9 protein-coding genes are annotated in these 17,159 nt (G+C 40.4%); 2 read left to right on the forward strand and 7 right to left on the reverse strand.

Annotation, left to right across the window (positions count from 1 at the left end; translation table 11 throughout):
- Window positions 1-333, reverse strand: coding sequence for a PadR family transcriptional regulator (locus AAG807_RS04125; protein WP_341901058.1), 333 nt, complete (start codon window positions 331-333; stop codon window positions 1-3).
- A 192-nt stretch (window positions 334-525) separates the two neighbouring features.
- Here AAG807_RS04125 and AAG807_RS04130 point away from each other — a divergent pair, with 192 nt between their 5' ends.
- A complete protein-coding gene (locus AAG807_RS04130; RefSeq protein WP_341901060.1) occupies window positions 526-987 on the forward strand; it encodes a hypothetical protein in 462 nt (153 codons plus the stop codon).
- Window positions 988-989: 2 nt separating this feature from the next.
- On the opposite strand, the gene AAG807_RS04135 is transcribed toward AAG807_RS04130, so the two are convergent.
- Together AAG807_RS04135 and rpsA are read right to left on the reverse strand one after the other, a co-directional pair.
- Window positions 990-1,541 (reverse strand): hypothetical protein, encoded by a 552-nt coding sequence (locus AAG807_RS04135; protein WP_341901061.1) that lies wholly within the window; start codon window positions 1,539-1,541, stop codon window positions 990-992.
- A gap of 71 nt (window positions 1,542-1,612) precedes the next feature.
- Complete coding sequence (rpsA, locus tag AAG807_RS04140; RefSeq protein WP_341901062.1) at window positions 1,613-3,415, reverse strand: 30S ribosomal protein S1; 1,803 nt, start codon at window positions 3,413-3,415, stop codon at window positions 1,613-1,615.
- 778 nt (window positions 3,416-4,193) lie between these two features.
- Between rpsA and AAG807_RS04145 the strand changes: the two genes are divergently transcribed.
- A complete protein-coding gene (locus AAG807_RS04145) occupies window positions 4,194-10,979 on the forward strand; it encodes a gliding motility-associated C-terminal domain-containing protein (RefSeq protein WP_341901063.1) in 6,786 nt (2,261 codons plus the stop codon).
- 354 nt (window positions 10,980-11,333) lie between these two features.
- On the opposite strand, the gene AAG807_RS04150 is transcribed toward AAG807_RS04145, so the two are convergent.
- The 4 genes from AAG807_RS04150 to AAG807_RS04165 form a co-directional block, all read right to left on the reverse strand.
- Window positions 11,334-12,689 carry an NAD(P)-binding protein gene (locus tag AAG807_RS04150; RefSeq protein ID WP_341901065.1) on the reverse strand — a complete coding sequence of 452 codons (1,356 nt, stop codon included), beginning with the start codon at window positions 12,687-12,689 and terminating at the stop codon, window positions 11,334-11,336.
- A gap of 168 nt (window positions 12,690-12,857) precedes the next feature.
- On the reverse strand, window positions 12,858-13,571 hold the full coding sequence (locus tag AAG807_RS04155; protein ID WP_341901066.1) for a hypothetical protein: 714 nt from the start codon (window positions 13,569-13,571) through the stop codon (window positions 12,858-12,860).
- Window positions 13,572-13,583: 12 nt separating this feature from the next.
- On the reverse strand, window positions 13,584-14,504 hold the full coding sequence (locus AAG807_RS04160; protein WP_341901068.1) for a hypothetical protein: 921 nt from the start codon (window positions 14,502-14,504) through the stop codon (window positions 13,584-13,586).
- 100 nt (window positions 14,505-14,604) lie between these two features.
- Window positions 14,605-16,971: a M1 family aminopeptidase gene (locus AAG807_RS04165; RefSeq protein WP_341901070.1), complete on the reverse strand. Its 2,367-nt coding sequence runs from the start codon at window positions 16,969-16,971 to the stop codon at window positions 14,605-14,607.
- Window positions 16,972-17,159 lie beyond the last annotated feature (188 nt).

Here is a 17,159-nt window from a genome sequence, read left to right on the forward strand (position 1 = left end):
TCAGTTCTTTTTAGCAGTTAATGTTTCTACGGCGTGTTGAAGCTCGTTCCATGTGATTTGCAAAGCTTCTAATGTGTTTTTTCCTCCTTCCGTAATGGAGTAATATTTTCTGGGCGGACCAGAAGTGGATTCTTCCCAGCGATAGGTGAGGAGTTCGATATTCTTCAAGCGGGTTAAAAGTGGGTAAAGGGTTCCTTCAACCACGATTAGTTTTGCTTGTTTCAGTTGGTCCAGAATTTCGGAAGGATAAGCTTCCCTGCTATTCAGGATGCTGAGAATACAGAACTCAAGGATTCCTTTTCGCATTTGGGCCTGAGTATTTTCTACATTCATAACAAGTACTATTTATGACACAAATATATGTATAATTTAGTACTATGCAATACAAAGTACTATTTAAATTGAAAATAATTTCAATTTCTTGAATTAAATTATTGATTATGAGTGTTTTGTAAAATAAAATAAATTATTCTTTTTTTATTTCTTTAACAGTTGCTTGCTTTAAAATGAACTAATATTGCCTGGATGATTAAATACCTGTTTTGTTTTGGGTGGATTTTTGCGTTTGAGGTGAATGCACAAAATGCGGTATCTGTCCGTTTAGAGGATGTTGTTTGTCAATTGAAATCATACAGATCGCTAAAACATATATCCGATTCATTGGAAGATCGTATCCGGGTTTATGACGATTCTATAACTGATCTTATGCCACGTTGTACAATAAGTTGGGATAAAGAAAGATGTGATACCTGGAATTCTGAGTATTTGCGTATGACTAAAGAGCAGGAAAGATTAGTGGATAGTTATTTTCTAACTGGTGATTCCATGAATAATGAAGTGAGGAAAGAATTGAGAATTGTTTCAGGGTCATATTGTTTGCTTCATAAGATCGATTTGTTCTTTACCAGTGCTGAACCTCCGCTATTCGGAATACTGCCAAAGGATGTTTCGGAAGAGTTTGCAACCTATATCCTTTCATTGGAATAGTGTTATTGTTTAATGATTACGTTAGGGAGCGAACTTGAAAGAATTGTTCCGTTTCTTAATATACATCTAAAGTAAAAGTTGTATGTTCCCGGGTTGATTTGAAAATTTGGAATTAAGTAAGAAACTTTACGCAATGGTTCTTCAAAAGTGTCGAAACTGGAGTTGTAAATCAAACTACCATTTTCTTCAAGTAAATCAGGTTCAGAAACACTAAGGGAATAGATTTGTTGGTAGAATAGGGTGTTTAATGAGTTTCCGGGGTTTCTTCCTGCAACTATTTGGTCCGACCAAATTTTAATTGAATCTACCGGGTTCGAATTTATAACAGTTGTTTCAACAGGATCGTAGCCGACATCCGTTCTTTGGATGTCCCAATTTACTTCGAATAAAAAATGACTGGAAGAAATACTGTCTGTTGATACCATTGGTACTGCATATTCATTTTCGGTACTTGCAGCTTTGAATGATACGTTCTTTACACTAATCACTAAATCATCATTCTCCTGACAAGAACAAAAGGCAAGCAGAATGATGATCGAATAAATAATTCTCATAGGGATAAATGTAAAAAAAAATCCCGTCTCAGTTAAACCAAGACGGGATCCGTTATTTTAAAAGATGGGGATTACTCTCCGCCTTCCATTTTTTCTTTCAATGCAGCCAAAGCATCCAAGTCACCCAAAGTTGATTTCTCATTACTTGAGTTGTTTGCTTTAACAGCTTGAGATGTAGAAGAACCAGCTCCGCTTGTTGCACCTTTTTTACCAGCTGCAGGTTTTGCAGTAGTTTTCTCATCTGTTCCGTCTTCAAATGTACGAGTGTGAGAAACAACAATTTTCTTAGACTCTTTGTTGAATTCGATCACTTTGAAATCAAGTGTCTCTTCAACTTTTGCATTTGTTCCGTCTTCTTTACGTAAGTGTTTAGAAGGACAAATTCCTTCAACACCGTAAGGAAGTGCTACGATACCAGCTTTATCTTTTGTTTCGATAATCGTACCTTGGTGAACTGAACCTTCTCCGAAGATAGTTTCAAACACATCCCATGGATTTTCTTCCAATTGTTTGTGTCCTAAAGAAATACGACGGTTTTCACGATCGATTTCCAATACAACTACTTCCATTTCGTCACCTACCTTACAGAATTCAGATGGGTGCTTGATTTTCTTTTGCCAAGAAAGATCAGAAATGTGGATCAATCCGTCAACACCTTCTTCCAATTCTACGAATACACCGAAGTTAGTGAAGTTGCGAACTTTTGCATGGTGCTTAGTTCCAACAGCATATTTAGCTTCGATTGCAGACCATGGATCCGGCATCAATTGTTTAATACCTAGAGACATTTTACGCTCCTCACGATCCAAAGTCAAGATAACAGCCTCAACTGTATCACCAACTTGCATGAAGTCTTGAGCAGAACGTAAATGTTGAGACCAGCTCATTTCAGAAACGTGGATCAATCCTTCAACTCCTGCAGCGATTTCAACGAATGCACCGTAATCAGCTAAAACAACAACTTTACCGGAAACTTTATCACCAACTGCTAAGTTAGCATCTAAAGCATCCCATGGATGTGGTTGCAATTGTTTTAAACCTAAAGCGATACGTTTTTTATCGTCATCAAAGTCTAAGATTACTACGTTCAGTTTTTGGTCTAATTCAACGATTTCCTCCGGGTGGTTAACACGTCCCCAAGATAGATCTGTAATGTGAATTAATCCGTCTACTCCACCTAAGTCGATGAACACACCATAAGAAGTAATGTTTTTCACAGTACCTTCCAATACTTGTCCTTTCTCCAAGCCAGAGATGATTTGTTTCTTTTGTTCTTCCAATTCCGCTTCGATCAACGCTTTGTGAGAAACAACTACGTTTCTGAACTCCTGGTTAATCTTAACAACTTTGAATTCCATGTTTTTACCAACGTATACATCGTAATCACGGATAGGCTTAACATCGATTTGAGAACCTGGCAAGAATGCTTCAATTCCAAATACGTCTACGATCAAACCACCTTTCGTACGACATTTTACGAAACCAGTGATAACTTCACCTGTACGTAATACATCATTTACACGAATCCAAGCTTTGTGCATACGAGCTGTACGGTGAGAAATAACCAATTGGCCACTTTTGTCTTCCTGACACTCAACGAATACATCTACTACATCACCCGCTTTTAATTCAGCATTGTAACGAAATTCTGAAGCAGGAACAACCCCTTCAGATTTGTAACCAACATTAATGATTACTTCTTTTTTAGAGACTGCGATAACAGTTCCTTCAATAACTTCTTTCTCGTTAATTGAAGTTAGGGTTTTCTCATAAACGTCAGATAGTTCTGAACGTTGTGCTAAAGTGTACCCGTCTAACGCTAATGCGTCCCAATCAAAATCCGCAGATCCCTGCGCGTTAATTTGTTTTGCCATCTGGCTTTTTCTACTTGTATTTCAGGCTGTTTCGTATTTCCTGAAAGAAATGAATAATAAACTGCAAACGAAACTTCACAGTGTTTTCCAACGAAAACGGGTGCAAAGATACAACTATTACTTTTATTTACAAAGAGTTGCAGGAAGTATTTATAGAATTAAAATCAATCTTTTCTCTTAGATAAAAAGGGATTAATCGACTGGATATTAAATTGTTGGAATCCTAATGCTTGTATTTACCTTATTTTAGTGTGGTATGATGGAATTGGTTGCGCTAATGAAACACTTATTAAAGTACAAAATGAATAAGGGAAGTATTAAATGAAATTCCATATTTTAATTGTATTTCATTTCATTTTCGGTTTTTGAGTCCCATGGATTATTAACAAATTCATTAAATATTTAAAATATCGACCTCTCAAAATTAATGTTGAATTCCCAATTGTTAATTAATTAACTTTTAGCAATATTACATGTGAATATAAGTGTGAAATAAAATATTGAAATGTTAAAATTAACATGTAAGTATAATTTTATTAATTGATATATCACACAATTTAGATTAAGTAATTGATAATTAATGATTTATAATTTATTAACCTTTGTCAACTACTTTATAGATTGAATAATTATACCCAATTTTGCAAAAAATAATTGGAATCTTAATTGTTAATATTCGACTGCAGTGATAAAATGAAAGATGAAAGCCGGTAAATGTTCATGGCATAATTCTTACTAAATCATTGTAGCGTCAATAAAGTAACTAATACACACTGTGATGAAAACGAAAATTCTGCCAGCAAACCCGGATATGGGATGTATCCGGTATGCACTCTCTATCGTTCTCTTTTTGTCTGCATGTTTTGCATTTGGACAACCTGGAAAGACTGGAGCAGCAACAATTACTGCTCTCAATACTGTCGTAAATTGTTACAGCCCTGTTACCAATAACGTAACTGCGGGATCCAATTCTGTTATTATAGATAATTCCGGAGGAAATAACTGTAACTGGGAATGTGGTGATATGGTCATGATTTACCAAGCTCAAGGTGCGACTATTAATACTGGAAATGCAGATACTTATGGAGCTATTACTGCTTATAACAGCTCAGGTTTTTACGAATTCAACTATGTAACGTCTGCTGCAGGTAATACGGTAAATCTTCAAAATCCTTTAGTAAATAGCTATGCGACAGCAGGAAGAGTACAATTGGTGAAAGTGCCTTCGTATACGACTTTAACAGTGAATGCCGGTGCTTCCATTGTTCCTCTTATTTGGCAAGATGCAGGAGGCTTCAGAAAAGGCGGAATTGTAGCCATTCATAGTGTTGGTACTGTTACAGTAAATGGAATGATTCAGGCAACTTCTGCCGGATTCAGACCGGGTGCTACAGAACAGAATACGAGTGCTGCCGGAGGTGGTATTATGACTGCTTATGTCTCTGCCAACTCGAATGATGGAGCTGAAAAAGGCGAGAGTATTGCAGGTTTCGGAGCTGAATATCCTACAGGAGCATATAATCGCGGGGCACCAGCTAATGGCGGTGGTGGTGGAAATGGCCACAATGCCGGTGGTGGTGGTGGTGCAAATGGATCGAATGGAACTGCATGGAATGGTCAGGGTATCATGTGTACGGCTTGTCCGGGTACAAGTGCATGGTTGTTGGATCCATATGTAATCGCAAACGGAAATGTATTGACAACTTCATCCGGTGGCGGACGAGGTGGATATTCTTATGGCTCAAGCAATCAAAATGCATTGGTCGTTGCACCTAGTGACGCAAGCTGGGGAGGTGATCAACGTGATCCTAACGGCGGATATGGTGGAAGACCTTTGACAATAGCACCGCAAACTCGAATTTTCTTTGGTGGGGGTGGTGGAGCCGGTGACTCTAACAACGGTTCGAATGCTCCGGGAGGAAGCGGTGGTGGAATTGTTTATATCATTGCTCCGAATGTGACAGGGTCAGGAAGCATTCGTGCTGAAGGTGGAGCTGCTGTCAATCAAATAGCAAATAGTAATGGTTCTGCAAACGATGCTCCTGCCGGTGGTGGTGGTGGTGGAACTGTCATTATTAAAGGTGCGGTTGCTAATTCTCTGTTGTTGAATGCTGTTGGTGGAAAAGGAGGGGATCAAGGTCCTCTTGGATCTGAAAGTGAAGGTCCTGGCGGCGGCGGCGGCGGCGGTTATATTGCCATTACTTCCGGAGCACCGACTCAAAATATTGCTGGTGGAGTAAGTGGTACAACACTATCCACTTCATTGACTGAATTTGTTGAAAATGGTGCTACAAATGGTGGGACCGGTCAGACAGGGACAATACCAAATACATTTATAAACTACACGTTAACAGACATTACAGCAAACGTAAATACTCCTGTTTGTGTAGGTTCGGCATTAAATTTCACGACTGTTGTTTCAACACCGGGAGGAACTTATGCCTGGACTGGTCCGAATGGGTTTACTTCAACTGCTGCGAATCCTACAATTGCGGGTGCAGTTGTAGCTCATACAGGAACTTATCAGGTGATCTATACAACTCCGGGAGGATGTAAGGATACTGTTTTAATTGCCGCGGTGGTTAATCCAAATCCGGTAATCACTTTGGCAGGAACCAATTTATCCTGTGCAGCTCCTTGTAACGGAACGGTTACATTGAATTTCACCACGAATACTACAGCGCCTTATTCTTATGCATGGAGTAACGGAGCAACCACACCAAACCTTTCCGGATTGTGTGCTGGAAATTACTCTGTAACTGTAACGGATGCTAACACATGTATTGCAACAGCAAATACGACACTCACCGCTCCAACTCCTTTGGCAGCTGTGATCGTGAAAGCAAATGCTACATGTAACAACGTTTGTAACGGTACAATAACAGTCAATGCTTCAGGTGGTACGCCAATTTATCAGTATAGTTTAAACGGAGCGGCGAATCAGCCTTCCAATAATTACACAGCTTTGTGTGATGGTGCTTATTCGGTTTTAGTGACAGATGCTAATAGCTGTACGATTACCGTAAATACGACCATTACTGAACCGACACCACTTAACTTATCATTGGTTTCCACTGTTCCTGCAACATGTGGTACGAACAACGGAACATTAACGGTAAGTGCTTCAGGAGGTACAACTGCTTATACTTACACGGTAGGGGCAGTGAGTAATGCATCCGGTACATTTACAGGTTTGGCTCCGGGAGTTTACAATGTGATCGTAACCGATGCGAACGGTTGTACAAACAATCTATCTGTTACTATCAATTCAACAGTTAGTCCGACAGCTTCTATTTTAAGTCAGCAACCGGTCAGTTGTTTTGGCGGATTTAATGGGTCTGCGATTATTGGAATTACGGGAGGTACTTCTCCTTATACGTATTCATTATCACCCGGACCAACTAACCAAGCATCCAATTTGTTCAGTAATTTGTCTGCAGGATCCTATACTGCAACAGTAACGGATGCAAATGGTTGTATTGCAACGGTACCGGTTATAATTGTCCAACCTACTCAGCTTACTTACACAACTGTAATTACGAATGCATCTTGTAACGGTGTTTGCGACGGTCAAATTCAAATAACTCCTGCAGGAGGAACTGCACCGTATAGTTTTTCCCATGATAATGGACTGACGTTCACATTGGCGAATCCAATCACAAATCTATGTGCCGGTAACGTTGACGTGGTAGTAAAGGACTTCAAAGGATGTTTGACGAATTCAACGGTTGCAATTACGCAACCGACACCACTATCAGCTACATTTGTTGCTGTGAATCCGATTTGTAACGGTTCATGTGATGGTACGATCACAGTGACGCCTTCAGGTGGTACTCCTTCTTATTCTTATAGCCTCAATGGCGGTGCCACGCAAACATCGAATGTGATTTTGAATGTTTGTGCAGGAATTCAAGATGTGGAAATTGCAGATGCTAACGGCTGTGAATTTGAGATCAATCCGTCATTAGTGGATCCACCTGCAATTCAAATCGATACGATTTCAATGACGGAATCCAATTGTGGATTCAACAATGGGGAGTTGGTTGTGACTGCAACAGGTCCGAACCCTGGTTTTAACTATTCATTAAACGGAGGTCCATTGCAACCAAATGGCAATTTCCCGAATTTATTTGCGGGTGCTTACGATGTGGTTGCCGTAGATGATATCGGATGTCAGGAACATGTCTTTTTTGGTGTGAATGATGTGGAGATGGATGGTATTTTGATTACACAATCAGACCCATTGTGTTTCGGTTCGTCTGATGGGACAGTTGAAGTGACAAATGTGAATGGAGCATTGCCGATTACCTTTGAATTGGATAACTCAGGTATGACTCAATCAAGTGGGTTTTTCTCCGGATTGAATGAGGGAAGTCACATTGTGACGATATACGATGGTGGTTTCTGTGTCTTCACAATCCCATTAAACCTGAATCAACCGGATCCTATTACATTTGACCCGATTGTAACCAATGTTGCCTGTAATGGAGGTTCAACCGGAGAGATTGAATTTACAAACACTGCCGGTGGTACTGTTCCGTATATGTTCAGTATTGATGCCGGGAATAATTTCGTACCTGGAACTACGTTTACCAATTTACCGGTTGGAATCTATGATTTGATGGTCGTGGATGACCATGGTTGTATGGAGGTTGGTACTGCTGAAATTATTCAAACACTTCCAATTGAGATTTCCAATAATAAAATAGACTTGACTTGTTTCCAAAATAGTACCGGATTTATTCAGTTAGGTGCAACAGGAGGAAACGGAGGATTCCAGTATTCTATCGACAACGGAGCAACTTTTGTAGCTTCCAGCTCATTCGTTAGTTTGACAGCTCAGACTTACAATGTAGTAGTAATGGATCAGGAAGGCTGTCTTCAGGATACAACTATCACATTGATAGAGCCTGCACAATTGGTTGCAGGAGGAGTTGCAACGGATGTACTTTGTAACAATGCTTGTGATGGTACGATTGCAGCGAATGGAAACGGTGGAACACCAAATTATATGTTCAGTGTTGACGGTGGTATTACCTTCAACGTGAATGGAATGTTAACCGGTTTGTGTGCCGGAACGTATGACCTGATTGTAACAGATTTTAATAACTGCTCGGATACTACCAATTCAATCATCGGTTCACCTGCCGGAGTTGCCTTAACAGTTACGCTTACTCCATCCACTTGTGGAAATGCAAATGGACAGATTGATATGAGTTTGGCCGGAGGAACGATGCCTTACAGTTACAGTATCGATAACGGAACGACTTTCACACTGACTAATGTGTTTACAGGATTACTTGCTGATGATTATCCATTGGAAGCGGAAGATGCAAACGGATGTAGTGTTGATTCCATTGTGACTATTCTGGACATGGCTTCACCGGTAATCTCGGGAGTGTACATTACAGAGCCGTCCTGTCATAGCATTTGTGACGCAAGTGCGCATGTTACCGGAACAGGTGGAACAGGAGCTTTGACTTTTGAAATCAATGGGGTGACTCAATCGGACAGTATCTTTAACGGACTTTGTGCGGGAACATATAATGCAATTATTTCGGATGTGAATTCATGTACAGATACACTAAGTTTTACTATAGATCAACCAGATACATTAACTTTCACTTCAATCGGAACGAATCTGACTTGTTTCCAAAATAGCTCAGGTTCCATAGATGTTACGGTTCTTGGAGGTACAGCTCCGTACCAATATTCCTACGATAATGGAGGTACGTTCGGATCTGCAAATACTGCTCAAGTGTTAACGGCAGGGAATTACAATTTAGTTGTCCGTGATACGAATAACTGTATTGCTACCGGTACTCAGGCATTGACTCAACCGGGATTGTTAACAGCAACTTTGAATTTGACGAATCCAACTTGTTTTTCATCCTGTAACGGTTCTGTCGTTGCAAATGCTACCGGTGGAACACTCAATTACACCTACCATTGGAATGGTGTTGCAGGAGCTTCTGCTACAAACTCCAATCTATGTGATGGGACTTATACATTAGAAATTACGGATGCGAATAACTGTTCTTTCGATACAACTTATGTGATTACTGATCCGGCAGAGTTTGTGATTGATTCGGTTGGTCATACGAATGTGTCCTGTAATACATTCTGTGATGGTGATGCGACAATTTATGCACCGGGAGCTGTTTCTTACAGTTTTGACAATGGGGCTACATTCGGTCCTTCGAATACACAGGGAGCTTTGTGTGCACAAGCTTATCTAATACAAGCAACAAATGCTGCAGGTTGTGTAGCAGTTAGTTCTGTTCAGATCGATCAACCGCTTCCGGTTCAGTTATTCTCTACTGTGGATAGCTTGATGTGTACCGGAGATACGATTCCGCTTTATGCAGTTGCATTCGGAGGAACAGCACCGTACACGTACACCTGGAGCAATGGATTTGTCGGACAAATTCAGGATGTGATTCAATTGACACCCGGAACATATACGGTTTCTGTTGCAGATCAAAACGGTTGTACAACGGCAGCACCAAATGCGGTTAACCTGACCATGTTGCCAATTCTGGCATTCAATCTGACTGGTGATTCATCGATCTGTAGTGGAAACAATATCGTGCTGCAAGTGAATGTAACGAGTGGAGCGCCAACTTATTCTTATCAGTGGAGTACTTCTCCAAACGATACCTTGAATCAGGTGAGTGTGACACCAACAGCTCCAACGCTTTACAATGTCAGTGTTTCCGATATTTGTGTTACGGTTGATACGAATGTTTTGGTTGATTTCTACTTTGTTCCAACAGCTCAGTTTGTTACTGATGCCCAAAGTGGATGTAGTCCTTTGAATATTAACTTCTCCAATGACCTGGCAATCACAAATCTTCAGAATTGTACCTGGACTTTCTCTGATGGTCAGACATTCAATGGTTGTGGAAGTTTGAATGTGACATTTACAACACCCGGTTGTTATGACGTGGCATTTACAGCAAATACGACAGATGGTTGTCCGGTAACAGGAAACTTCTCTTCGGCTGTATGTGTTTACGATAATCCGGTCGCAAACTATACTTACTCTCCTCAATTGCCGAGCGAGTTGGACAATACGGTTCAATTTACAAACCTGTCTTATGGTGGAAGTACTTTTGATTGGACTTTCGGGACAACTTATGGAACTTCTACAAGTGAGGATCCATCACACACCTTCCATGGAGTTCGTGCGGATGAAACAGTGAATGTCTGTTTGATCGTCACTTCCGAATTCGGATGTTCGGATACGATTTGCAGACCGATCAAATTCTATGGAGACTTCCTGGTTTGGGTTCCGAATACCTTTACACCTGATGGTGATGAGTTCAATAATGAATTCAAACCGGTCTTCTCAAAAGATCGCCTGATTGAAAATTACAACCTGATGATCTACAATCGTTGGGGAGAGGTGATCTTCGAATCCCATGATCCGGAATTCGGATGGGATGGAACATACCATGGTGAATTCGTGAAGGATGGAACATATACTTGGACAATCGATGTGAAAGACGGGTTGAAAAACAAGAGTGAGAAATACATCGGACACGTGAATAAATTGCAATAAATTCAAAATTCAAAATTCAAAAATAGTTTAGTCTGAAGCCGCCTGTTTTCAAATATGAAGCAGGCGGTTTTTTGTTGGATGTATCCCTATAGCTATCGGGATCACACCCATTATCAAATGCAGTGCATTTTCTTCTGCCACGAATGCACAAATTTCAGCTCGGCTACCGCACTCGCTTTGGAGTATTGTAAAAGCATTATTCGCAGTTGTTACTGGCTAAGAGGCGACTCAAATATTTGCATTTGTGGTAAAATATTATACGATTGTATTTTAAAAAATGGTTTGGGTGCGAATAATACATATACCCCATAGCTATCGGGATGTGGAATTACGTTCGGTAAAAAATGATTCGAGTTATTTTTTTACTTTGGATAGAAAAGCCTTGTATTTCTCTGCTGCATGTTTCCCGGAAATGATAGCGCTATTCTGAGTTTCCAATCCTTCCGACCAGCCTCCGGATAAATAAAGCGATGGGAATTGATCTACCTCCCGGTGAAGAATTCCCAATTGTGTGACGAAGTCCGTTGTAATCAATGGATGCCAGAAACTGGTTACGTGGAGGAGTTTTCCTGATCTTTTCAATTGTTCGATTGCATCAGTGCTTGCCCAGCTTTTATAAATTCCATTCAGACGATCTGAAATCATAGAGAGATTCATTGTACTTGACACCAATTCATTGGAATCGGTTGTGATGATGTTCAGGAAAGAAGGCTTTTCAGTGTTTACAAAGCTGGAATCGCTATGTAAGGCGATTTTCACTTCGAAATAAGTGATATGCTTCAGGCTTTTACTCACTTCTGCCAAATTTGGTTCCGATTTGATGATTTTCGCTGTCTGGTCTGCATGGGTCGCGAAGATGACAAAGTCCACCAATTCGGTTTGTTCGACACCATTACTTGAATAGGTCACCAACCACTTTTCTTTTGACTGAACAACTCGAATTACAGGAGCACTGCATTTAATCGTGATTTGAGTCGGATCCATCTTTTCACCAATGCGTTGAATCAATGTTGCCATTCCGTCGGTCATTACCTTGAACTGATTGGAAGCTTTGGGTTTTCTGAAAGCGAAGAGCTTTACGATATCCACCGCAGAAGTTTTCTTGATTTCGGAAACCGTTGTTCCAAGCGATGCTGCCAGGAAAGGGTAGATGATCTCCTTTTTATAGGACTCTTCAAATTTTAATTGGTTTACCCAGGTTTCAACGGTAATTCCCCGCCACTTTTCGGGATGTTTATACATTTCGTAAGCTTCCTTGTTGAATCGTTTCAATTTCAGGAGTTTTCCCAATTTTTCTCCACGCAGTTTCATTCCCAGGGGCGAAACCAGAACGGGTTTTGGTTCTTTTTTCCGCTGGATCAACAGACTTGCATCCACAGTTTCACTTTCATACGGATTCGGACCAAGTGTCTTTTCCCAAAAAGCAATGTAATCATTCCAAGGTCCTTCTATGAAATATTGTGGTCCGATGTCAACCTTCACCAATTTCCCCTCTTTGTTTTTCACCACAACGGTCTGCGCATTTCCACCCAAACCGGCTTCTTTTTCAAATAGGATGATCTGTGCTTTGGGATCAAATTCCGAAATGAATTGCGCTCCGGAAACACCAGCCATTCCACCACCGATTATGGCAACTTTATTTTGGGAAAAGGAATGAATGGATTGAAAAACGAGTAGGAGAGTAAGCAGCAGTTTCAAAATTGAAGACATGTTAGCGATTTTATTAAGAGTGGCTAAGATAGATTATAATTACGAATGCCGAATGCCGAATGCCGAATGCCGAATGCCGAATGCCGAATTGGCGATTTGTGAATAATTGGATATTCTTTCTTGACTTAATTAATGAAATATTCTTAAAAGAAAAAAATCAGGGCTAAATTATTCGCTCATTGCGAATAGGCGGGTAAAAGTCCAATAGAAATTTAAGCGGATATTTGGACGAAATTCATTGAGGGTCTTTTGTGGAGAATAGACAAGATTCAGATTATCATCTGTTTTCCAGTAGGATTGTTTCTCGAAGCGGCGACAGGCTCCCAGATTGATATCCATTCCGAAATTATGGGTGAAATTTATATTTATTCCCAATGAAATCCCAACATCTTCAAAATTACCGTTTAAATGATAACGTTCGTTTTCTTTAAGTGGGTACTTATCTTCTGTGCGAATGGAATGTGCTCCAATTTTTGAATAAACATTGAAGTATAAACTGCTGTTATTCCATTTTTTGAATTGAATGAAGTGGTATTTGAATTCAATGGCAAGGTAATTTCTTCGATCTCGTTGGGCATACTCGTCATAATCACTTACATCACCATTTTTAGAAACCTCTCGTTCAGATTTGTTGCTGTAATGAACAGCATCTAAAACAACTGAAAAGCATTTGTGGAATCTGTATTCTGCTCCAAGAGAAATACCGCTATACCAATTATCTTCAATGACTACCATGGTCATGGCTTTACCTCGCAAATAGAATTTGGCGGGGGAATTATCTTGCGAATTTACGTTTGTGGTTACGAGTATAAGACCTAATAAAACGATATTCGATTTTTTTAGTAGCTTATTGATCCAATTGATTCGCTGTGGTAGTCCCATGCCGATCAGACCTTATTTATTTCCAGGATTGACTTCTTTCTGATCTTTGATCTTCCCAACTTTACATTTGAAACTGAAGGCTTTCATGTTTTGTTTCGCCTCTTTTTGCTCATAAACACTTCCTTCTTTCATGTTGGTGGTGTTAAAACGCCAGCTGGCAATCGGATCGTGAAATGCATCATCGGTATCCGTTAAGAAGATGGTCACTTCGTCATTTTCGGATACCAGGAATCGGAAGATACGCGGTTTTTCCGGAAAAGAAATGCTGTAATTATTTCCTTTGTGAATGTTTCCCACTTCCAGATCTCCCATTTTAATGGAGAAATCCAAATCGGGAGCATCGGTTCCGAATAATTCATGGTCCCAGGCCTGGCCGTTGTTGTCGAATGGTTTTACGATCAACGAATCCAACGAACACTCGAAAATTTTGGTGATTGGTTTCTCGAAGGTAAAAACTGCAGAACGGGTATTTTGTTTGTAAGTGGCATTGAATCCATCTTTTCCGGTTAAATCAGCAGAAATTGTCAGGCTTTGTTTTCCTTCCTTTAATTTCAATGCTGCATAAGGGATGAATAAGGGAGTGACTTCAGATCCGGATTGTGGATTACATCTCATTTTCAATTCCACGAAATCACTCTTTCCAAATGCAGCCTGGTAACCGAAAGCTTGTTTCACCTGAACACTATCCTGTAAAATGGCTAATGTGTAAGAGAATCGAGCCGTGCCTAATGCTTTTTCAAGCAAACTATCGCTGTCGTATTTTTTTCGGAGTACACCATAATCACAGGTTACCGAAATGCGAAGACCTTTTACTCCGTTTTCAACAAAGTCAGTTTGAACCTGTATGTCCCGGATAATATTGTCCTTATTCTGTGCGAATAGATTGCCAGAAAGAAATATTAGAAAGAATATAAGAAGATTAATGTGTTTCATGTTCAGCTTTTTATCAGTCGGATTCAAAGTTAGTAAAAGCCCAAACTTGAGCTAAGTGCAAAGCGATAAGAAATCATAAAATTCGAAATAGAAGATGAACTTACTGTACCACCAATAATTTATGAAAGACTTGTTTGTCCTGCTTGTACCCGGTAATCCAATACGTCCCTTTCTTCCAGGATGAAGTATTGAAGTCTGTTTTTGCTCCGGGATTCAGATGCTGATCTACGAATTTTCCCATGACGTCACTCACTACGATTCGATCTGAAGTGATAGCTGTTTCAACGCTTACAAAATGAGTCGCCGGATTCGGATAAAGCATCACATCTGCATTTTTATCCAATTCGTTCAATGCCAAATTCTGTCCTTTCAAACCAATCGCGTATTCTCCTTTTTGAACATTGGTAGCATTCAGGGTTCCGGTTTTATCCGTCACATTTCCAAGGTTCTTCGTGTAAGTAGGGTATTCGGTCCAATCTACCGAACGGTTCGGACGGTAAAGCAAGATGAGGCTGTCTTCGGTTCCTGTGATTAACAAATGATCGAGGTAAGCGTTTCCACCTGTAAGCTGACCGCTGTAACGAAACGTTGCATTGGTGTTGAATCCGGAATTCCAGATCCCGTCAATGCGCCAGTAGCGCTGTGGAGAGATCACATTCGCCAATTCCCAATGGATGATCGGATCCGGAGCCGCCCAATTGTGTTCAACAAGAACAAAAGCGGAATCGGTGATGCTTTGGATTTGCAAGGTCATATTGGAATGCAGCAGGCTTTTCGTTCCTGTTGTGGTAAATGTGGAATAGGTCGCAGTGACTGCATGTGAGATCAATTCGTCCTTGTTCAGATAACCTAATGAAGGAGGAAAAGGGACCGTTACGGTTACTGTATTATTCATTCCGGAAGAATGGATGGTTGTTTCAAAGGTGTTCCAGCTATCGTCACGTAGAGTCAAGGTTACCGGAATCTGATTGCTGTAATTGGTTCTTCCTACCAATTTTTGCTTCAAGTGAACGGTTACGTCATACAGTATTCCGTTTTGAACGACTGACAAAGAATCGATGGAAACATGTGGCCAACCTCCCTGGAAAATCCAATCCGCAAAGAAATTGTTCAGGTTGAATCCGGTAATAGCACTCAAATCGTCCCGGTATTCAATCGCATCGATATCCGAAAACTTGTTCTGCTCCAATAATTCAGACAAGCCATGAAAGAAAAGGGAATCTCCCAAATAACCTCTGAGTGTGTGAATGACATCGGCACCTTTCAGATACGTCGTATTACCATAAGTATGTTCTTGTGGAACTCCTGAAAGCGGCCAATAGCCACCGTCATCCATGTGACAAGTCTGCAATAAGCCCTTATGTTCATTTCTTACTGCGGATTCATAAGCAGCTCTATTGCTTAGATTCTCCTTAAAGACATATTCGCAATATGCGGCGCTTCCTTCATTGATCCACATGTCTTCTGCGGTTCTGCAGGTTACCAGGTTTCCCCACCAATGATGGGATAATTCGTGCGCCATGATGGATTGGTAAGACAGGCTTCCATCAGCAATCACTTGAGGATATGCAATGTTCATGGCATGTTCCATCGCACCGGCTGTCATCGGAACCAGGACATAGCCCACGCGATCCCAGTGGTAAGGTCCGAATTTATCTTCGAAAATATCAAATGCATTTTCCAGGTTCGCAAAGGAGTTTTTCATTGGTGTTGTATCCGACGCATGTGCAGCCAATTTAACCGGAACAGGATTGTTTTGATAATTAGTGAACGTATCACTGACAAAAACATAATTTGAAACTGCTACTGAAATCAGGTAGGAGGGAATGGTCTGGTATACCTTCCAATGATGTGTTTCCGATAAATCAGGATTAATGACGGTCGATTGAAAAACTCCACCGCAAGCAGCATCATGAGCCGGAAGTGTTGTCACGAACAGATCGTAAGTGGATCTTGTAATGAAATTATCAAAGCACGGAAACCAGGTTTTTCCATAATTGTGCGGAATGTCGTCCAGTGAAACGCCTACGTTGTAAGCATAAGCTGAATTGAAGTAAAATCCGCCGAAAGTCGGGTCCTGAACCGTTGTTCCATGATAGAACACTTCAATCGATGTGGAATCGCCGATATTGAAAGTTCCGCCCAGATTGACTTTGAAACCAAGTGGTGCGGCAGTGAATGAAAGTAAATTTCCATTCATATCGTGAACGCTGTCAACTGTAGGTCCCATCAAATCCAGTTTGATTTCAGAGATATTATTCACCAGAGGTTCTATGGAAATCTCCGTGTGTCCTTTCAAAATAAAGGTGCTGAAATCGCGTAAATCCAGGTGCACATTGTAATGTTCAATGGAAATACTGTCGCTTCGGGTATCGTATGGAAAAGAAGTTTGCGCGATTGCGGTGTTGAATAAACCTGCTATAAGGATCAATAAACGGAAGGAAAATCTTGCAGTAGAATGATTCATAGTTATCGAAATAGAATATAAAGATAGGAAATTACGAATTTACGCAATTGTATCCCACTAGCTATCAGATTTAAATTTTACACTTGTGAGAATGAGGATTCGGCAAATACGAATTGATTGTTTCCCATTGAACACTGAAGTTGGATCACTCATTCCAAAAAAAACATTAAAATCGGAGCATTTCTTCC

The organism is Fluviicola taffensis DSM 16823 (assembly GCF_943372375.1).
Taxonomy (GTDB): domain Bacteria; phylum Bacteroidota; class Bacteroidia; order Flavobacteriales_D; family Crocinitomicaceae; genus Fluviicola; species Fluviicola taffensis_A.